Source organism: Sphingobium sp. (assembly GCF_048594625.1).
Classification (GTDB): Bacteria; Pseudomonadota; Alphaproteobacteria; order Sphingomonadales; family Sphingomonadaceae; genus Sphingobium.
Genome location: NZ_JBMDWL010000067.1, coordinates 1 through 19,045, shown reverse-complemented (window position 1 = coordinate 19,045; position 19,045 = coordinate 1). Strand labels below are relative to the sequence as shown.

The 19,045-nt window shown below is 62.4% G+C and carries 20 protein-coding genes and 1 tRNA gene; 5 read left to right on the top strand and 16 right to left on the bottom strand.

The window, feature by feature from the left end:
* The 3 genes from ACOJSJ_RS08285 to ACOJSJ_RS08275 form a co-directional block, all read right to left on the bottom strand.
* On the bottom strand, positions 1–617 hold a 617-nt coding region (locus tag ACOJSJ_RS08285; protein ID WP_420144512.1), incomplete at its 3' end, for a hypothetical protein.
* On the bottom strand, positions 614–1,933 hold the full coding sequence (locus ACOJSJ_RS08280) for a replication-associated recombination protein A (RefSeq protein ID WP_420144511.1): 1,320 nt from the start codon (positions 1,931–1,933) through the stop codon (positions 614–616). The genes ACOJSJ_RS08285 and ACOJSJ_RS08280, both read right to left, overlap by 4 nt.
* A 27-nt stretch (positions 1,934–1,960) precedes the next feature.
* A complete protein-coding gene (locus ACOJSJ_RS08275) occupies positions 1,961–3,139 on the bottom strand; it encodes a glycosyltransferase family 4 protein (protein WP_420144510.1) in 1,179 nt (392 codons plus the stop codon).
* Between the two features lie 123 nt (positions 3,140–3,262).
* On the opposite strand from ACOJSJ_RS08275, the gene ACOJSJ_RS08270 reads away from it, so the two are divergent.
* Together ACOJSJ_RS08270 and ACOJSJ_RS08265 are read left to right on the top strand one after the other, a co-directional pair.
* On the top strand, positions 3,263–3,481 hold the full coding sequence (locus ACOJSJ_RS08270) for a DUF2945 domain-containing protein (protein WP_420144509.1): 219 nt from the start codon (positions 3,263–3,265) through the stop codon (positions 3,479–3,481).
* Positions 3,482–3,565: 84 nt separating this feature from the next.
* Positions 3,566–4,219: an MOSC domain-containing protein gene (locus tag ACOJSJ_RS08265; protein ID WP_420144508.1), complete on the top strand. Its 654-nt coding sequence runs from the start codon at positions 3,566–3,568 to the stop codon at positions 4,217–4,219.
* Between the two features lie 36 nt (positions 4,220–4,255).
* Here the strand turns inward: ACOJSJ_RS08265 and ACOJSJ_RS08260 are convergent.
* The 6 genes from ACOJSJ_RS08260 to ACOJSJ_RS08235 all read right to left on the bottom strand — a co-directional run bounded on the left by ACOJSJ_RS08260 (position 4,256) and on the right by ACOJSJ_RS08235 (position 10,122).
* Positions 4,256–4,331: transfer RNA gene (locus ACOJSJ_RS08260), tRNA-Lys, on the bottom strand.
* A gap of 107 nt (positions 4,332–4,438) precedes the next feature.
* The gene (gene rodA, locus ACOJSJ_RS08255; RefSeq protein WP_420144507.1) at positions 4,439–5,551 is read right to left on the bottom strand and encodes a rod shape-determining protein RodA; all 1,113 of its coding nucleotides are present in this window, start codon (positions 5,549–5,551) and stop codon (positions 4,439–4,441) included.
* Positions 5,548–7,623, bottom strand: a complete 2,076-nt coding sequence (gene mrdA, locus ACOJSJ_RS08250; protein WP_420144506.1) for a penicillin-binding protein 2 — start codon at positions 7,621–7,623, stop codon at positions 5,548–5,550. The genes rodA and mrdA overlap by 4 nt, the downstream gene beginning before the upstream one ends.
* Positions 7,620–8,147 carry a rod shape-determining protein MreD gene (locus ACOJSJ_RS08245; protein WP_420144505.1) on the bottom strand — a complete coding sequence of 176 codons (528 nt, stop codon included), beginning with the start codon at positions 8,145–8,147 and terminating at the stop codon, positions 7,620–7,622. Before ACOJSJ_RS08245 ends, mrdA begins: the two co-directional genes overlap by 4 nt.
* Positions 8,144–9,058 carry a rod shape-determining protein MreC gene (gene mreC, locus ACOJSJ_RS08240; protein WP_420144504.1) on the bottom strand — a complete coding sequence of 305 codons (915 nt, stop codon included), beginning with the start codon at positions 9,056–9,058 and terminating at the stop codon, positions 8,144–8,146. Before mreC ends, ACOJSJ_RS08245 begins: the two co-directional genes overlap by 4 nt.
* A 17-nt stretch (positions 9,059–9,075) precedes the next feature.
* The gene (locus ACOJSJ_RS08235) at positions 9,076–10,122 is read right to left on the bottom strand and encodes a rod shape-determining protein (RefSeq protein WP_420144503.1); all 1,047 of its coding nucleotides are present in this window, start codon (positions 10,120–10,122) and stop codon (positions 9,076–9,078) included.
* A gap of 163 nt (positions 10,123–10,285) precedes the next feature.
* Between ACOJSJ_RS08235 and mutL the strand changes: the two genes are divergently transcribed.
* Positions 10,286–12,079 carry a DNA mismatch repair endonuclease MutL gene (mutL, locus tag ACOJSJ_RS08230; RefSeq protein ID WP_420144502.1) on the top strand — a complete coding sequence of 598 codons (1,794 nt, stop codon included), beginning with the start codon at positions 10,286–10,288 and terminating at the stop codon, positions 12,077–12,079.
* A 1-nt stretch (position 12,080) separates the two neighbouring features.
* Here the strand turns inward: mutL and ACOJSJ_RS08225 are convergent, their stop codons facing one another.
* From ACOJSJ_RS08225 to ychF, 5 genes are all read right to left on the bottom strand, one after another.
* A complete protein-coding gene (locus ACOJSJ_RS08225; RefSeq protein ID WP_420144501.1) occupies positions 12,081–12,707 on the bottom strand; it encodes a LysE family translocator in 627 nt (208 codons plus the stop codon).
* A 62-nt stretch (positions 12,708–12,769) separates the two neighbouring features.
* Positions 12,770–13,243, bottom strand: a complete 474-nt coding sequence (locus tag ACOJSJ_RS08220) for a MaoC family dehydratase (protein WP_420144500.1) — start codon at positions 13,241–13,243, stop codon at positions 12,770–12,772.
* Between the two features lie 58 nt (positions 13,244–13,301).
* Complete coding sequence (locus ACOJSJ_RS08215; RefSeq protein ID WP_420144499.1) at positions 13,302–14,573, bottom strand: alkaline phosphatase family protein; 1,272 nt, start codon at positions 14,571–14,573, stop codon at positions 13,302–13,304.
* Positions 14,574–14,642: 69 nt separating this feature from the next.
* A complete protein-coding gene (locus tag ACOJSJ_RS08210) occupies positions 14,643–15,143 on the bottom strand; it encodes a DNA-deoxyinosine glycosylase (RefSeq protein ID WP_420144513.1) in 501 nt (166 codons plus the stop codon).
* A 28-nt stretch (positions 15,144–15,171) separates the two neighbouring features.
* Positions 15,172–16,272: a redox-regulated ATPase YchF gene (gene ychF / locus ACOJSJ_RS08205; protein ID WP_420144498.1), complete on the bottom strand. Its 1,101-nt coding sequence runs from the start codon at positions 16,270–16,272 to the stop codon at positions 15,172–15,174.
* A 156-nt stretch (positions 16,273–16,428) separates the two neighbouring features.
* Here ychF and ACOJSJ_RS08200 point away from each other — a divergent pair, with 156 nt between their 5' ends.
* Positions 16,429–16,872 (top strand): DUF983 domain-containing protein, encoded by a 444-nt coding sequence (locus ACOJSJ_RS08200; protein WP_420144497.1) that lies wholly within the window; start codon positions 16,429–16,431, stop codon positions 16,870–16,872.
* Positions 16,873–16,967: 95 nt separating this feature from the next.
* On the opposite strand, the gene ACOJSJ_RS08195 is transcribed toward ACOJSJ_RS08200, so the two are convergent.
* Both ACOJSJ_RS08195 and ACOJSJ_RS08190 read right to left on the bottom strand, forming a co-directional pair.
* Positions 16,968–17,708 carry a glutaminyl-peptide cyclotransferase gene (locus ACOJSJ_RS08195; RefSeq protein ID WP_420144496.1) on the bottom strand — a complete coding sequence of 247 codons (741 nt, stop codon included), beginning with the start codon at positions 17,706–17,708 and terminating at the stop codon, positions 16,968–16,970.
* A gap of 95 nt (positions 17,709–17,803) precedes the next feature.
* Positions 17,804–18,556: a YgfZ/GcvT domain-containing protein gene (locus tag ACOJSJ_RS08190; protein WP_420144495.1), complete on the bottom strand. Its 753-nt coding sequence runs from the start codon at positions 18,554–18,556 to the stop codon at positions 17,804–17,806.
* A 70-nt stretch (positions 18,557–18,626) separates the two neighbouring features.
* Between ACOJSJ_RS08190 and ACOJSJ_RS08185 the strand changes: the two genes are divergently transcribed.
* Positions 18,627–19,045: amidohydrolase family protein (locus ACOJSJ_RS08185; protein WP_420144494.1), on the top strand; the 419-nt coding region annotated here is incomplete at its 3' end.

Sequence of the window (19,045 nt, the reverse complement as noted above, 5' to 3'; positions counted from 1 at the left end):
GCGGCAATGCTGGTATAGATTTCCACGACGGCAGAGCTGTCCGCATGCAGGGTATCGAACGGCCATATCGGCAGACGCCCCCGAAGCAGGTGGAGCAATCGCATCCCCGCAAAACTGGCCTTTGCCACCTGCGCCGCGCCGATTGCATCGTAAACGGTTGACGGCTTGCCGCCTCCGCCCGCGTTGTAACGCGCCTCGCAGACGCGATTATGCATGAAGTTCGCCTTCACGCCGTCCGCCTTGCCGAAATAGAAATGGCGGCGATGGGTAATCTCCAGCAGGCTCGCCGCGCCCAGATCGACGTCGTCGCAGACGGCATCGACATAGGCCCAGAAGGCTGGCCCATCCTGCGGAACTTCATCGCCCGGAAGGTAACCGCCACGCGCCACGAACGGCGGCGCAAAGCTGAAATCAAATCCGTAAAGCGTCGGCGCTTGTCCCGCCGTTTCGATCAGCCAGTCTGCCACCGCCCGTCGCGACCATAGTCCGCCGGGCGCGGGGGTCAGTCGTGGAGCATGGTCGTCATCATCGCATAGTGCGACGGCGATGCCCTTATGCCGCACACCCTTTGCTCCTGACCAGTCGATCGCCGCAAAGCGCGTAAAATGTGCGGTCACGCGCCGCTACGTTCTGCGCGCAGGCGGTCCCAATGGGCGATGCGTTCGGCAATACGTGCCTCGAAACCACGATCGGTCGGCCTGTAGAAGGTCTGGGGCGTCATTTCTTCGGGCCAGTAATTCGCGCCTGAAAACCCATCCGCCGCATCATGGTCATATTGATAGCCCTTGCCGTAACCAACCTGCTTCATCAGCTTCGTGGGCGCGTTGACGATGTTCATTGGCGGCATCAGAGATCCGGTATCGCGCGCCGATTTGAACGATGCCTTCATCGCTGCGTATCCGGCGTTCGATTTGGGAGCGGTGGCGCAGTAAATGCACGCCTGGACGATCGCCAGTTCGCCTTCGGGGGACCCCAGAAATTCATAGGCATCCTTCGCCGCCAGACATTGCACGACCGCCTGCGGATCGGCGAGGCCAATATCTTCGGTCGCAAAACGCACCAGTCGCCGCAGCACATAGAGCGGTTCCTCACCAGCGGTCAGCATCCGCGCCAGATAGTAAAGCGCTGCTTGCGGGTCTGATCCGCGCAGCGACTTATGCAATGCGGAAATCAGGTTGTAATGCCCCTCTCGATCCTTGTCATACACCGCCACCCGGCGGTGCAGCAGGGCGGACAGGCTGGCTGGGTCCAGCGGCGTGGGAATATCGATCGAATAGAGCGTTTCGACCTGATTGAGCAGAAAGCGCCCGTCACCATCAGCGCTGGCGATCAGTGCTTCGCGCGCCGGGGCATCGATGGGGATAGGCCGCCCAACCAGCGCTTCTGCCCGTTCCAGCAATTGCTCCAGCGCGCCTGCATCCAGTCGTCGCAGGATCAGCACCTGCGCTCGCGACAGCAAGGCCGCATTCAGCTCGAAACTTGGATTCTCCGTGGTGGCGCCGACCAGCGTAACGGTGCCATCCTCGACAAACGGCAGGAAACCATCCTGCTGCGCACGATTGAACCGATGGATTTCGTCCACGAACAAAAGCGTCTTATCGCCGTGCCGCGCCGCATCCTTTGCGCTGGCGAACAGCTTTTTAAGGTCCGCCACGCCGGAGAAGACGGCAGATATGGGAGCGAACCGCATGCCGACCGCACTTGCCAGCAACCGGGCCGTCGTGGTCTTGCCGGTGCCGGGCGGTCCCCAAAGGATGATGGATGACAGCCGCCCCGCCGCGACCATCCGCCCGATCGCGCCTTCAGGCCCTGTCAGATGCTCCTGTCCGACGACCTCGCCCAATGTACATGGGCGCAGCCGGTCGGCCAGCGGCGCATTGTCCGCTGCAGCATTGGCGACAGTAAAATCATCGGAAGCGAACAGATCGGTCATCGCATCCGATATAGGATATGTGCGGAATTATGGAACAGGGCTGGACCGTGGTGCCAAACCCTGCGCTCGTTGCCGGATGACGCGCAGATAGGTATCGACCAGCGCCTGATTGACCTGATCCCAGCCATTGCGTTCCGCCCGCAACTGCGCGGCGGCACCCGCCGACTGGCGTGCGCCTTCGTCCAGGCAATAGGCCTGCAACGCATCCGCGAAATCGCCGATCGCGCCCGGACGGATCAATCGTCCGGTAACGCCTTCCGTCACCAGGCTCTCGCTACCTGTGGCGCGCGCTGCAACCGTGGGCAGTCCGCACGCCATGGCTTCTAATGTGACGTTGCCAAAGGTTTCCGTAACTGATGGATTGAACAGCATGTCCATGGATGCGACCGCGCGGCCCAGTTCTGGACCTTTCTGAAATCCGGTAAAAGCGGCGTCCGGCAACCGGTTCTGGAACCATTCCCGCGCCGGGCCTTCGCCCACCACCAGTACCTTGTGCTTCACCTGTCGCGCTGTCAGCTGGTCTATCGTATCGGAAAAAACGTCCAACCCTTTTTCCATCACCAGCCTGCCGATAAAGCCGATGGCGGGCACATCGTCCACGATGCCCAGCGACCGCCGCCAGTTCAGGTCACGACGACCGGGATTGAAAATCTCCTTGTCGATGCCGCGCGTCCATATGCCGACATCATAGTTCATGCGCTGCTCGCGCAATAGCTGCGCCATGGATTCGGACGGTGCGACGATTGCATCGCACCGGCGATAGAAGCGGCGCAAAACGCCTTCGATCACCGGCTCCAGAAAGGCCAGACCATAATAGCGCGGATAGGTTTCGAACCGGGTATGCACGGAAGCGACAGTGGGCAGGCCGCGCGCCCGCGCCCAGCTGAGCGCCCTGTGACCCAACGGATCGGGGCTGGACAGATGGACGATATTGGGTGCGAAGGCCGCCACATCACGGCGTACCTGCGCCGACATGCGATAGGGGACGCGATATTCCTTGCGACCCGGTACGGGGAATGATGGCGTGCTGACCAACTCTCCCGCCGGTTCGAAAGCGGGCGTATTCGTCGTGGGCGAATAGACGCGCACGGTCGCGCCCTGCTTCAACAAATAGGAAACGAAGCGGTTGAGCGCCTGATTGGCGCCATCCCGCACATAATTATAGTTGCCGCTGAACAGGGCGACACGCAGGCCGGTAGCATTCATCACCGCCCCTTAGCCCAACATCGGCAAAAACCCAAGGAACCCTATGCCGCTTTGGGCATTTTGCCCATGTTGATGTCGAGTAACGGCCGACGCGGCATGCGCCCGGACAGGAGAGGATGCCCAATGACCAAGACATTCCGTAAGGGGACGCGGGTCAAGTGGAATTGGGGGCAGGGCGTCGGCCGAGGGCGCATCGCGGAGCGGTTCGAACGCCATGTGGAGCGTGTTATCGAAGGTGCCCGTATCCGACGCAACGGTTCCCCGCGCGATCCCGCCTATCTCATCATGTCCGATAATGGCGGCGAAGTGTTGAAGCTGCGCTCGGAACTCAGCGCCGCCTGATTGCGGGATAACGGATCTCCTCCAGATACCATTATGCATCGACCGGCCATCGCGCGGGTGGTGAAAAGCTGTCATGGATGCACAATGACCGCTATTTCCATGACCATCGATGCCCTGCTCGTCGGACAGCCGCTGCCTTTTCGTGGCGATGATTATAGCGCGATTGCCAAACGGCCCGTGGCAGGACCGGTTCGTGTCGGTTGGGACGGGTTTGAAAACGACATGGTGGCCGACCGCGTCCATCATGGCGGCTGGGACAAGGCGATCCACCTCTACCCTCAGGATCATTATGACTGGTGGCGGGAACGTAAGGGCGATCATCCGCTGTTCGACGCGCCGGGAGCCTTTGGAGAGAATATCGCGTCGCGCGGCCTGACGGAGGAGGGCATCTGCCTGGGCGATCGCTTCTCTCTGGGTAGTGCGGTTGTGGTGGTCAGTCATGGTCGACAGCCCTGCTGGAAACTCGACCATCGCTTCGGCGCGCGGGATGTCATGGCGACGATCGTCAAGACCGCGCGGAGCGGCCTTTACTTCCGCGTCGTGCAGGAAGGGGAAGTGGAAGCCGGGACGGACATGATTTTGCTGGACCGGCCGCTGCCCGACTGGAGCATAGCGCGGGTCTTTCAGTTGTTGATCGGTGGCGCTCACAAACGGGAGCCTGATGCCGTGAAGGCGCTTGCCGAAATGCCGGTTCTGGCGGAGGCGTGGCGCGAACGCGCGCGCAAATTGTCAGGCTGACGGACAGCCTTTTGTCATGGCATCGATTGGAAAATATGGTGGACGCACTAGGGCTCGAACCTAGGACCCGCTGATTAAGAGTCAGCTGCTCTACCAACTGAGCTATGCGTCCACTGCCGCGGCGTCTGTGCGCTTCGGCGTGGGCGGGCTGTTAGCAGTCGCCCGCTATTTTGCAAACAGAAAATCACTCCGAAGCGATATTTTTACCGTTGCGGCCGGTCAGCGCCAATTCCCGGTCCCGACCCGCCGCTTGCCCGCACGGTCGATCGCCATGATGATGCCGACGCACAGCATCACCGTCAGCATCGAAGATCCGCCATAGGACATGAAGGGCAGGGGAATGCCCACCACCGGCGCCAGACCCATGACCATCATCAGGTTGATCGCAACGTAGAAGAAGATGGTCGTGGTCAGCCCCGCCGCGACCAGTCGTGCAAATTTATCCTGCGTCCGCATCGACACCCGGATGCCCCACCGGAACAGCATCAGAAATGCCAGGATCATCAACGTGCCGCCCAGCAATCCCCACTCTTCGGCCATGGTGGCAAAGACGAAATCGGTATGACCTTCGGGCAGATAGTCCAGATGGCTTTGCGACCCTTGCAAGAACCCTTTGCCCCACAGGCCGCCGGAACCGATCGCAATCTTCGACTGGCTGATATGGTATCCGGCGCCCAGAGGATCGCTTTCCGGATCAAGGAAGATCAGCACGCGATTTTTCTGATAGTCATGCAGGAAGCTGAAGGCAATCGGGATCAGCGCGGCGCCGGTCAGGCCTGTGCCGATGAACAGCCGCAGCGGTAATCCGGCCAGAAACATGACGGTCACGCCGCCCGCAGCGATCATCGTCGCAGTGCCAAGGTCGGGCTGGATCAGGACCAGCGCCCATGGCAGCCCGATCAGTACCAAAGCAGGCCAGATCGCGTTCCAGCGCCGTATTTCACCGACCGGCAGCATGGCGTAAAATCGCGCAACGGTGAGCACGATTATCGGCTTCATGAATTCCGATGGCTGAAGCTGCATGAAGCCCAGATTGATCCAGCGCTGGCTGCCGCCCGCAACGCCGCCGATCAGTTCGACGAGGAACAGCGCAACCAACACCGCGCCATAGGCTGGGAAGGCGAACCGCGCGAAAACCTCGATCGGGATGCGGCTGAGCGTCAACGCCATGCAGGAAAAGATACAGAAGCGTATCGCCTGATTGACAGCCCAGGGAAAAATGCTCCCGCCAGCAGCGCTATAGAGAACGATTGTCCCAAAACCGGCGATCGCCAGCAACAGCGCCAATATGCGCCATGGAAATTCGGTCAGGGGTTTTGGGATGATGCTCATGGCGCGGCCGTTACATTGGAACCGGGGGGCGGGGGCACATCATCCTCGGCATCTGCATGCGGGGAACTTGCTGGGGGCGCAGGCTCGGCTACATTTTCCGTTGCGTTGGCAGCATTATCGGAAGGTGGCGGCACTTCGCCTTTTTCGATCGCTTTGGCGAGCCGGAACGCCGCCATCTGGCGCGCCTGCCGTTGGGCAGGTGTACCGCCCCAGCCTTTTTCCAGCGTCTCCAACTTCTCCATCGCCTTGGCCGGGTCGAACAGATAGGACAGCGTATCGCTGGCGATCATCGGCGCGTCTTCGTTGCGGATGGTATGGCCGCCATGTTCGATGATGCAGGCGATGGCGTAACGCGGATTGTCGAACGGCGCAAAGCCCTGAAACAGCGCATGGTCGCGCAGTTTGAAGGGCAGGCCCGCATTGCCGCGCACGCCGCCGGCACGTTCCGCCATCGTAATGCGCCGGACCTGTGCCGTCCCGGTTTTGCCGGCGATCATGACGCCGGGAATGGAACTGCGCGCCGCGCCGCCGGTGCCGCCGCCATTCACCACCGCGTTCATGGCGTCACGGATGACGACCAGATGGTCGTCCGTCGCGCCGACCGACGCCGGTTCGGGCCGTGGTGCGCCGAAAATGAAATTGGGCATCAACTGCTTGCCGGTCGCAAGGCGCGCGGCCATCACCGCCATCTGTAGCGGGTTGATCAGCATATAGCCCTGGCCGATGGTGGCGTTTACGGTGTCGTAAACCTGCCATTTCTGGTCATATTTGCGTTCTTTCCATGCCGGGTCGGGCACGGTGCCATAGCTTTGGCTGGGGAAGGGCAGATCGAATTTCTGCCCCATGCCGACGCGCCGGGCCATGCTGGCGATCCGGTCCATGCCGATCCGCTGCGCCATCTGATAGAAATAGATGTCGCAGCTTTGCGCAATCGCGCCGCGCATGTTGAGCGGGCCATGGCCGCGCCGCTTGTGACAGTGGAACAATGTATTGCCCACCCGAATGGCCCCGCCGCAACTGACGGTTTCGAAAGGGGAAATGCCAGCTTCCAGCAAAGCCAGCGCCACCATTGGCTTGACCGTCGATCCGGGTGGATACAGCCCCTGCAACGTCTTGTTGCGCAACGGGACATGGTCGTCCTTCGACAACATCTCATATTCCAGATGGCTGATGCCATCGGAAAAACTGTTGGGATCGAAGCTTGGCATCGACGCCAGCGCCAGCACATCGCCATTATGGCAATCGATAACGACCACGGACCCGCTCTGCGTCGCCAGTCGCCGCCCGGCATATTCCTGAAGCCCCGCATCAATCGTCAGCTTTATCGTTCGCCCCGGCGTATCGGAACGGGTGGTCAGTTCCTGCACGATCTTGCCACGCGCCGTCACCTCAACCCGCTTGGCGCCGGGCTTCCCGGTCAGATGCCGATCGAACGCTTTTTCAAGCCCATCCTTTCCCAGTTTGAAGCCGGGCGTGATCAGCAACGGCTCACGGCGCTTCTTGTAATCCTCCGCCGTCGCGGCCCCGACATAGCCGAGCAGGTGCCCCACTGTCGCCCCGGCGGGGTAATGGCGCGAAAAGCCCTGACTCGGTGCTACGCCGGGCATGTCGGGCAAACGCACGCTGATGGCGGCATATTGGTCATAGGTCAGCTTGTCGGCGACCTGCACGGGACGGAACCCGGCCGATTTCTTCATTTCCTCGCGGATGCGATCGACCTCGTCCGCTTCCAGCTTCAGCAACTGGGCCAGTTGCGCGATGGTCGCCTCCGCATCGACGACGCGCTGGGGGATCAGGTCGACGCGAAAATCGGTGCGGTTATTGGCTAGCGGTCGCCCGTTCCGGTCGATGATCCAGCCACGACGCGGCGGGATCAGCGTCATGTTGACGCGGTTGCTTTCCGACAACAGGCTATATTTGTCGTTCTGGACTACGCTGATCCAGGCCATGCGTCCGATCAGGACGGCGCCGATGGTCCCCTGCAACCCGCCGACCACCATTGCCCGGCGGGTAAAGGTGAAGGATTGCGTGGCTTCGGTAACGATCTTGCGCTTGGGGAACGGAAACTTCATGCCATCACGCGCCAGCGATCGATCCGCGCGCATTGACGGACGACGAACGGAAACAGCAATATCGTCCAGACCATCTGCGGCACGACCAGCACAAGCCCCAATTCACCTCCACCGGTAATCCGCGCAAAGAATAACCCACCGGCAATGCAGAAGATAATGGCAAGCGTCGCGATTAGCCAGTCCTGCCGATAACTGCGCCAGACCATGCGATATTCGATCGCGTCGATACCGATCAGCGCGACGGTCCACAGGAACATGGCCGACCCGACCGGCTGTCCGCTCATGACATCGTCGAACAGGCCCAGCGGCAGTCCGATCCATGCGCGCCACAAATCAGGGCGCAGCAATCGCCATGACAGCATCAGCAGCAGGCCGAAGGGGGGCATGACCGGCGACTGCGCAATGACCGGCAGGCTGGTCAGAAAAGACCCGAACATCACCGTAATGACCGGCGTTCCCGCCAGCCGGAGGCGGGATGGGTGCCGCCCCAGCCGGGGAACATGATAGAGATGCGGGTCGATCATCGTTGCGCGGCGTTGCTCGCGGCGGGCGCATCCATGGACGCGGCTGCCGCCGGATCGGCACGGGTTACAGCGTCTTCGAAAGCCCGCTCCACAACGACCGCATCGACGCGGGCCGGGTTGGCCAGCGGCACGGCATAGGCGATTTCACCCTGCGCGCGAACGACGACGGCGACAGGTATGTTGGGTTGATAAACGCCGCCGATCCCGGACGTCACCAACAGGTCGCCGGGTTTGAAGGGGTTGCGCCCTGCCGTCAGCGCGCGAATTTCAACCGACCCGTCCCCAAGGCCCGTGGAGATGGCCGGAATATTGTCGTTTGCACGACGCACCGGCACGATGTTGCTGGTGTCGGTCAGCAACAGCACGTCTGAACTGTTGGGCGTCGTGATGTGGATGCGGCCGATCAGGCCTTCGGGCGCGCGCACCGGCATGCCGGGGCGAACCCCCTGCCATCGACCGGCGTTGAGCCGGGCAAAGCGCCGCGCGCTGCTGGCCGAAGAAGCGATCAGGCGTGCCGCCAAAACCTCGCTGCTGTCGGCATCAACCAGTTTCAGCAGTTTTTTAAGGCGGATATTTTCCTGAGCGACGCCCTTGGCTTCGATGATGCGGTTACGGTCGGCTTCCACCTGACGGCGCAGGGCGACATTCTGCGAACCGGCGCGCCAATAGGCGGCCAGCACTTCATCGATCGACGCCACCCCGCTGACCATGCCCTTCATCGCGCTGGATGCCGGTCGACTGGCTTCGGACGTGGCGATGCGGATGGCGGCAAAGCCGGTGGGGTCGAAAATGGCGACCACCACCAGCAACAGGCCGATCGTCGCGCCTGCTACCGCCACGACATAGCTGGCGAACAGGCTATATTGCGCCTTCCGGTTGATACCGGGGCGTCGGCTGGTTGGCCGCGCCATCTAATCGTCCTTCCCGATCAGGCGGTTTGCAGCACACCCCGGAAAATGGGGTCTTCCATGGCGCGGCCGGTGCCGATGGCGACACAGGTCAGCGGATCTTCCGCGATGGTGACGGGCAGACCGGTTTCATCGCGCAGCTCATCGTCCAGCCCCTTCAGCAACGCGCCGCCGCCGGTCAGGACGATGCCCTGATCGACAATGTCGGCCGCAAGTTCGGGCGCGGTGTTTTCCAGCGCGATCCGCACGCCTTCGACGATCGTGCTGATGGGTTCGGCCAGCGCATCCGCAATTTGGCCCTGATTGATGCTGATTTCCTTGGGCACGCCATTCACCAGGTCACGACCCTTGATGTGGATGGTTTCTCCCACGCCGTCTTCGGGCGGCTGGGCAACGCCGAACTGCTTCTTGATCCGTTCGGCCGTTGCTTCACCGATCAGGAGGTTGTGGTGGCGGCGCACGAACGACACGATGGCTTCGTCCATCTTGTCGCCGCCGACGCGCACCGACGTGGTGTAGGCAAGGCCGCGCAGCGACAGCACGGCGACTTCGGTCGTGCCGCCGCCGATGTCGACCACCATCGAACCGATCGGTTCGGTCACCGGCATGTCGGCGCCGATCGCGGCCGCCCTCGGTTCCTCGATCAGGAAGACCTGGCTGGCGCCGGCATTGCTGGCGGCGTCGCGAATGGCGCGGCGTTCGACGCTGGTCGAACCGCTGGGTACGCAGATCACGATTTCAGGCGCGCGCCAGGGGCTGTGCTTGCCGCCATGCACCTTGGTGATGAAATGCTTGATCATCTGTTCGGCGACATCGATGTCGGCAATCACGCCGTCGCGCAGAGGACGGATGGCTTCGATCGAATCCGGCGTTTTGCCCATCATCAGCTTGGCGTCGACGCCGACGGCCTTCACCCTCTTGACGCCATTCAGCGTCTCGACCGCAACGACCGACGGTTCGTTAAGGACGATGCCGCGACCGCGTACATAGACCACCGTGTTGGCGGTGCCGAGGTCGATAGCCATATCCTGCGAGGAGAATTTCAAGAGACGCGAGAAGATCGACATGCCTTATCCTGTTTCGCCCGCCCGTCCCCAGCGACGCACAAGGGGATCGGTCGGAAAGCTGTTTCTGCTCTGGCCGTTAACCTTTTCTTTCGTGCACTTTGCAGGGCAAAAAAATCAGGATCGCGGCTCGCGGAAAGCGCTCGCTTGGGCTAGTCACTAATCAATGTCAATACGCCGTCTGCCCGAACATCTGGTCAATCGTATCGCTGCCGGTGAAGTGGTCGAAAGACCCGCCAGCGCGCTGAAAGAGATCGTCGAAAACGCTTTGGATGCGAGCGCGACTCGCGTCGCCATTCGCCTGTCCAATGGCGGCTTGGACCGGATAGAGGTCAGCGACGATGGATGCGGCATGGATTCGGCCGACATGGCGCTGGCGCTGGAGCGGCACGCCACATCCAAAATGCCTGACGATGCGATTGAAAATGTTGCGACTTTGGGTTTTCGTGGTGAAGCATTACCCTCCATCGCCAGCGTAGCGCGCCTGTCCATCGACAGCCGCCCGCGCGGGCAGGATGGATGGAACCGCACGGTCGACAATGGGCAGCTGGCGGCCGAAGGTCCGGCCGCGCTGCCGCCCGGCACCCGCGTCACGGTGGAGCAGTTGTTTGGCAAGGTGCCCGCGCGGCGCAAATTCCTGCGTTCGCCAAAGGCCGAATATGCCGCCTGCCTCGACATTGTCCGCCGTCTTGCAATGGCACATCCCTCGGTCGCTTTCTCGGTCGAACATGACGGGCGGCGCGTGCTTGGCGTGCAGAGTGGTGAAGCGCGGGAAGAGCGGGTCGCAGCGCTCACTGACCGGGCGCTGGCCGACAATCATGTGATCGTCAGCCTGGAACGCGAAGGCGTCCAGCTATCCGGCGTAGCATCCCTGCCGACCTATAATCGGGGGGTGGGCGATCATCAGTATCTGTTCGTCAACGGGCGGCCAGTCCGCGACCGGCTGCTGATCGGCGCGCTGCGCGGCGCCTATGCCGACATGCTGGCGCGCGACAGGCATCCCGTCGTCGCGCTGTTCCTTGATGTTCCGCCGCTGGAAGTGGACGTCAACGTCCACCCGGCCAAGACGGAAGTGCGGTTCCGTGATCCTGCCCTGATCCGCGGGATGATCGTGTCGGGCTTGCGCCGCGCGCTTGATGCAGAAGGGTTTCGGGCCGTTCAGCGTGCCGATCCGGCGGGCCTTTCGGCATGGAAGCCCGAACCCATATCGCCCACGCCGATCGGCGCGATGCCGATCTTCGAAGCCGCCACCGTCAGCTACAACCCGCTGGGGCATACCGGCGCTTCGGCTGGTTTCGCGGATCGCCGTCCGTCCTTCATTACCCCACCGCCACAGGCCCGCGCCGAACCCGCCGCCGCGCCAGCGCCGGAAGGGACCAGCTTCCCTCTGGGCGTAGCGCGAGGGCAGGTAGCGCGCACCTATATCGTGGCGGAGGCGGAGGACGGTCTGGTGATCGTCGATCAGCATGCCGCGCATGAACGGCTGACGCTGGAACGCATGCGCCGCGCGATGGAGGGGCAGGGCGTCGCCAGTCAGGCGTTGCTGTTACCCGAAGTCGTGGAGATGGAGGAAACCGCCTGCGACCGGCTGGAAGCGCGGATCGCCGAACTCAGGGAATTCGGCCTCGATCTGGAGCGGTTCGGTCCGTCCGCCATGCTGGTCCGCTCCGTCCCCGCAATGTTGGGGCAGTCGGATGTGCAGGGACTGGTGACCGACCTTGCCGATGACCTCGCCGCCTATGACAGTGCGCTTTCGCTGAAGGAAAGGCTCGATCTTGTCGCGGCGACCATGGCCTGCCACGGATCGGTGAGGGCTGGGCGGGTGTTGAGCGTTGCGGAAATGAACGCGCTATTACGCGAAATGGAGGTGACGCCGCGATCGGGCCAGTGCAACCATGGCCGCCCGACCTGGGTGAAGCTGGGCCATGGCGACATCGAGAAGCTGTTCGGGCGGAAATAGCCTATCGCTCCACCGCCATCCGGATCGCCAGCCCGCCAAGCACCGTGCCCATGAACCAGCGTTGCACGGTCAGCCACAGGGGCCTTGCGTCCAGAAAACCGGCGATCGATCCCGCCATGCAGGCGATCAGCGCGTTGACCGACAGGCTGATGCTGATCTGCGCAAAGCCCAATATCAGCGATTGGCCCAGAATATGGCCCTGCGTCGGATCGACGAATTGCGGCAGCAGCGACAGATATATCATGGCGACCTTGGGATTGAGCAGATTGGTCACCAGTCCCATGGTAAACAGGCGTCTGGGCGAATCCTGCGGCAGGCTGCGGATATGAAATGGCGATCGTCCGCCCGACCGCACCGCGTTCCACGCCAGCCATAACAGGTAAAGCGCGCCCCCGATGCGCAGCGCGTCATAGGCGAATGGTACTGCCATCAGCAGAGCCGTGATGCCGAAGGCGGCAGCCACCATATAAAACAGAAAACCGCATGCTACGCCCAGCAGGGAGATCATGCCCGCGCGCCGCCCCTGCGATATGGAGCGGGAGATCAGGTAGATCATGTTTGGCCCCGGTGTCAGCACCATGCCAAGCGAGATCAGTGAAAAGGCGATCAGATGATCGGTTTCCGGCACGGCTCATTCCCCTTTACGACGCCATCGTGCCTAGGCAGGAACGCGGCTTCGGGGCAGAGCCACTATGCCGCTGGTGGCCGCGTCCGCCACATGGCGATGGGGATCATGGTCATCACCGGCTGATCCTGCTGATTGAAGATCGTCACCTTGTTGCGGACGATGCCCATTTCGGGGCGGCTCTGCGATACCTTCTTGTCGATCACCTCGTTGGTGCCGCGCAGCGTGTCGCCGGGGCGCACCGGGCGCAGCCATCGTAGTTCGTCCACGCCCATTGCGCCCAGACTGGCGGCCTGACGGCCCGGATTTTTCTGCATTTCGGCGACGAACATCTTCATGAACAGCGCGGTCGTATGCCATCCGCTGGCGGAAATGGTGCCGAAATGCGTGGTCCCGGCCGCTTCGTCGGACAGGTGAAAGGGCTGCGGATCAAATTCGGCGGCGAAGGCGATGCTGTCTTCGCGCGACAGCGTCAGCGGTCCGAAATCGAAGCTGTCGCCGATCGCCAGATCCTCGAAATAGACTATGTCGTCCGCCATCATCCGTCTCCTGTTCTGATGGATGATGGCTTAAAACGACTTTCCGTTTACGTCAATGTCAGGGTCTGATCAGGCGGGACAGCGCGGCGGGGTCGCCATCCGAAGGACGCGGCGTCACGCCGATCAGGCGCGCGATCAGCGGATAGATGTCCACATTGGCGAAATCCGACGGTGCAGCCACACCCGTGGTAAAGGCCGGGCCGTTGGCGATGAACAGGGCCTGCATTTCCGGCGCGCGGTCGTCCCAGCCATGGTTGCCACCGCTGATCTTGCCCTTGGGCGTCGTCGGCTGAATTTCCCATCCGGTTTCGCCCAGGCAGAAATAGGGCGGAATCCGGCGATGCGTACCGTAATGAAAGCGCGCCGGAATCTCGCTCTTGCGCCAGCATTGCATGTGCGGCGTGGCCTTGAACAGGGCCGCCTCCAGCGCCTTTTCATGCCCCGGTACGGCGGCGATGCTGGCATAGGGACCGCTTTCGACGATGCGATAGTCGGCAGGGTTCGCCACCTTGTCCAGTGCAACGACGCGATCGGCCGAACGGGCGGCCATGCCATGATCGGCGACGACCACGATATTGGCGGTCTGGCCCATTGCTTTCAGCCCGGCGACCAGTTCGCCGATATGGGTATCGACCTCCGTCAGTGCGGCCGTAGTTTCCGCGGCGTCCGGTCCATGGATGTGACCCGCCGTATCGACGGTATCGAAATAGAGCGTGACGAAGACCGGACGGATCGCGGCGGGGCGGCGCAGGACGTCCAGCACCATGTTGACGCGCTGCGTGCCGCCGATCTGCTGGTTGAACTGTGCCCAGTCGCTGGGGCGCGTGCCGCCATGAATGTCATGGGGCCATTCCTTGTCCTGCGTGCCGCCCCACGGCACATTGGAGCCGGGCCAGAACATCGTCGCGGTGCGCACGGCCGCCTTTTCGGCCGTGACCCAGATCGGCTCCGCATCATTCCACCAAAAGGGATCGTCGCTCGCCATCGTGAATTTTTCGTCCGGGCGGCTGTCGTCTTCCATATTGTTGGCGACGATGCCGTTGCGGTCGGGGCGGTCGCCCGTCACGATCGCCCAGTGATTGGGGAATGTCTTTGTGGGGAAGGACGGACGCATCGGCGCCTCTATCCCGCTACTCGCCAGCGCAGCCAGATTGGGCGTCACCCCGCGTTTCAGATAATCGGCGCGGAACCCGTCTATCGACACCAATATGGTGACGGGTGCGCGCTGCTCCGCCTGTGCGGACGGTGCGGGCCTTTGCGTCTGCGTGGTGGTGCAGGCGCCCAGTGCACCGAACAGGAACAGGGCAGGGGCAAGCGAACGGTACAGCATGGCGACTCTATCGACTATTATGGAATGCGGACTCGCTTAGCAGCGATGCCATGACGGTAAAGTGACGTTTCACGCCAAATAATCGCGCAGCGTCATCCATATATGCCGCTTGGCCTCCCGCGACAGGCTGGCATAGGCGCCGCTGGAGGAGGGCAGATCGACTAGGGCGATGCCGGACCGGTCGCCCAGTTGCTGCCGTCCATGGACTGCCGCCGTCCTGCCATTGAATGCGACGGCGCGCAGCGCGGGCAGCCTGCCCACGAATAGTCCCAGATCGCGCAGTTCCGCGCCCCGGATGCTGCTGTCCAAGCTGCCGGGGCGTTCGGCGCTTTCGATGACGTCCCACAGACCGACATGGCGCGCCTTAAGCCTCTTCAGGCGCACGGCATATGGTGCGCTGCGCAGATCTTCGTCCAGCACGTCGCCGATCAGCGACCAGAAGGCGTTGCCGCGATGGGCATAATATTCGCCCTGCCTGATCGATGCGTCACCCGGCAGGCTGCCTAATATCAGCAGCCGGGTGTTCGCATCGACGCTGGGCGGAAAGGCCGCCTTGCGCTGGGCAGGCATCTGGCCGATCCGCAGCGCCACGACGAGATCAGACGTTGAAGCGGAACAGCATGATGTCGCCGTCCTGCGTCACATAATCCTTGCCTTCCGACCGCCATTTGCCCGCTTCCTTGGCGCCCGCTTCGCCGTTGAACTGGACATAGTCGGCATAGGCCATGGTTTCGGCGCGGATGAAGCCCTTTTCGAAATCGGTATGGATCGCGCCCGCGGCCTGCGGCGCCTTGCTGCCCTTGGCAACCGTCCAGGCGCGCGCTTCCTTGGGCCCCACGGTGAAGAAGGTGATGAGGCCCAGCAGCTCGTAACCCGCGCGGATGATGCGGGCCAGACCCGCTTCGGTCAGGCCCAGCGCTTCGAGATATTCGGCGCGTTCCTCGATCGGCATGGTGATCAGTTCCGCCTCGATCGCGGCGGATACGATCACGGCCTTGGCATTTTCCGCCGCCGCCTTTTCGAACACGCGGGCCGAATGGGCGTTGCCGGTCGACGCGCTTTCTTCCTCGACATTGCAGACGTAAAGGACGGGCTTGCTGGTCAGCAACTGAGCCTGCGCGAACAGGCGTTCTTCCTCGACATCCTTCGGCACGGTCAGGCGCGCGGGCTTGCCGTCGCGCAGCAGGTCCAGCGCCTGCCCCAGCACGGATGCGGCGGCCTTTGCCTCCTTGTCGCCCTGCGCGGCCTTTTTGGCGAGGTTGGGAACGCGCTTTTCCAGGCTTTCCAGGTCGGCCAGCATCAGTTCGGTTTCGACCGTTTCCGCGTCGGCGATCGGATCGACCTTGCCCTCCACATGGGTGATGTCGCCATCTTCGAAGCAGCGCAGCACATGAACGATGGCGTCGGTTTCGCGAATATTGGCCAGGAACTGGTTGCCCAGCCCTTCGCCCTTCGACGCGCCCCGGACGAGGCCCGCAATATCCACGAAGCTGAGCTGCGTTTCGATGATCTTCGCGCTGCCGCCGATCTTTGCGATGGTCTGAAGCCGTTCGTCGGGCACGGCGACCCGGCCTTCATTGGGCTCGATGGTGCAAAAGGGGTAATTGGCCGCCTGCGCCGCCTGCGTTTCGGTCAGCGCGTTGAACAGGGTGGACTTGCCCACATTGGGGAGGCCGACGATACCGCAACGAAAACCCATTTGACTGCCTTACAAAATCGAAAAGAGGATTGGCGCGCCCGATAGCGCCTTGCGCGGACAAACGCCAGCCTTTGGGCAAGGAAGCGGGGGTAGGACAAAAGGCGCAATTGAAAAATGCGCCGGCAACGCGACATGGGCATCATCGCGGGAGTATATATGGAACAGAAGAGCGAAACCCACTGGATCGACGACAGCGGCCGGGCATGGCCCAAGCGCCCGGCGCATGAAACCGGCGTTCGCGGTCTTTGCCCACGTTGCGGCGAAGGGCATATCTTCACCGGGTTCCTGACCGTGCGCGATCATTGCAAAGTCTGCGGTCTCGACTACAGCTTTGCCGATCCGGCCGACGGTCCGGCCGTTTTCGTGCAGCTATTCGCCTGCGTGCCGGGCGTCGTTTTCATCGTAATGCTGGAAATCATCGCCCGGCCGGGCCTGTGGGTGCATCTGGCGGTCGGCATACCGGTGCTGATCCTGACGGCGGTTCTGCCGCTGCGCCCGATCAAGGGATGGCTGGTCGCGGCCCAGTTCACCACCCGCGCGCAGGAAGCGGGAACCGCCGCCCTGTGGGCAAAGCTGCACGGTGGCGACCCGCGCGGCTAGTGCATTTAGGAGCCATCTGGAACGGACCACGGATCGCAAAATGCGAAAAAAAGACTTTCAGAGCATGACCCGGTTCAACCAAGTCGGACCATGCTCTAATTTCCTGTTCTGACGCTGATTTCAAACAGCTTCGGCCAGTTCTTGCCCGTGATGAACACCCGGTCCTTCGCCGCATCATAGGCGATGCCGTTGGCCACTGCTTCGCTGTCGTTTACGCCTGCCGCCTTGCGCAGCGGCGCGATCTCGATCCAGTCCTTCACCGCGCCGGTTGCCGGGTCGATCCGGGCGATCCGGCTGTCGTACCAGATATTGGCCCACACCTCGCCCTTCACATATTCCAGTTCGTTCAGCCGGTCCACGGCGCGCCCATTCCATGTCACGGTAATCCGGCGCTGTTCGCGCAGGCTGTCGGGGTCGATGAAGCGCAGCTGCGCGCTGCCGTCGCTCATGATCAGGCTGCGCCCGTCCTGCGTCATGCCCCAGCCTTCGCCTTCATATCGAAAATCGGCAACAGGCGAAAAATCATGGAGGTTGAAGACGAAACCCTTGCGGTGCCGCCATGTCAGGCTGACCAGCCGATCCTTCCAGTTGACGATGCCTTCACCGAAATAGGGCGGATCGATCACCCGGCGCTGGATGACCTTGCCCGTTTTCAGCGCCACTTTGCGGATTTCGGACTGCCCTTCCAGCCCGGTGCTCTCATACAGCACGCCGTCGAGGTAGAAGAGGCCCTCGGTAAAGGCGCTCGCATCATGGGGATAGGTTTTGACCAGCGTCCATGGCGTGTCGGCGGCGGCGGGCACTGCGATCAATGCAAGAAGCGCAGCGAAAACCACGCCCAAACGCCGTTCGGTTCGAACCTGTCGAGAAGTGCCACGCGCAGCTTTCCCGACTTCCCCCGAAGCGGAGGTTTTATAAAAGGCGGATGGCTTCATTCCGCCGCCTGCGCCTCTATCGCGCTGGCCAGCCATGCGGGCAGGGTGGCCGTATCGATATTCTCCACCCGGTGCAGTTCGATCGACAGGCCAAGATCAGGCAGGGCGGCGCGCTGGCGCTTCTCATCCGCCTGCGCCAGAGGAACGGCGACAAGGCGGCGGTTCACCTTGTTGCGATAATGCATGCGGGCGGTGTTTTCCTGCCCCACATAGCATCCCTTGTCATAATCGACGCCGTCTAGTTCCTCCGCATTGGTTTCCAGCCACAGCGTCTGATCCTGCCCCAGTTCGCCCGCGCCCTCGAACACGCCCAGCGACAGGCGATGGGCGCGAAAGGCGGCGGATGCGTCGCCGTCGGTTGCGGGAGCGAGCCAGCGGTGGCCGAGCGCAGCAAGGCGCGGGTCGGATGGCTTGCCATCGGCCGTCAGCGCCCAATGCACGGCCAATCCTTCCTCCCGTGCGATAACTACCTTGCGACGCAGGCGGTAAATGGTCAGCCGCTTCGCCAGCGCGTCGGCCTGGCTCGCTTCGCAATCAATCAGGACGTCTTCGCCGCCTTCAGGGTTTCGGGCTGCCCACAGGATGAAATCGAACAACGCCTTGCCCTGCGGCGTCAGCAGCGCGGTCCATCGCGGCGCGCCTTGCGTCAGCGTCATGACGTCGCGGGTCAACAGGCCCTGAAGGAAGGATTTCGCCTCTTCACCTGAAATTCTCAGGATGGCGCGGTCGGTTAGGGTGGTGCCGGTCATCGGCTTTAGGTAGGACGGCAGCACGACTTAGCCAAGCCGTCCTTCGCGAACGGAATATAGGAATATCGTCATGACCCAGACTTTCGACATGATCCTCAAGAACGGCACCGTCCATACGCCGGGCGGCGCGGAAAGCGTGGATGTCGGCGTGAGCGGGGGAAAGATCGTGGCGATCGGTACGTCGCTGGGCGATGCGGGGGAGGTGATCGACTGCACCGGCCTGGACGTCCTGCCCGGCTGCATCGACAGTCAGGTCCATTTCCGCGAACCGGGGCTGGAGCATAAGGAAGACCTCGAATCGGGCAGCCGCGCGGCCGTGCTGGGCGGCATCACCGCCGTCTTCGAAATGCCCAATACCAATCCCAATACCGATACGGCGGAGCGCGTGCATGACAAGCTGAAGCGCGCGCATCATCGCATGTGGTGCGACCATGCCCTCTATGTCGGCGCGACGGCGGAAAATGCGGAGCAGCTGAAGGAACTGGAGCG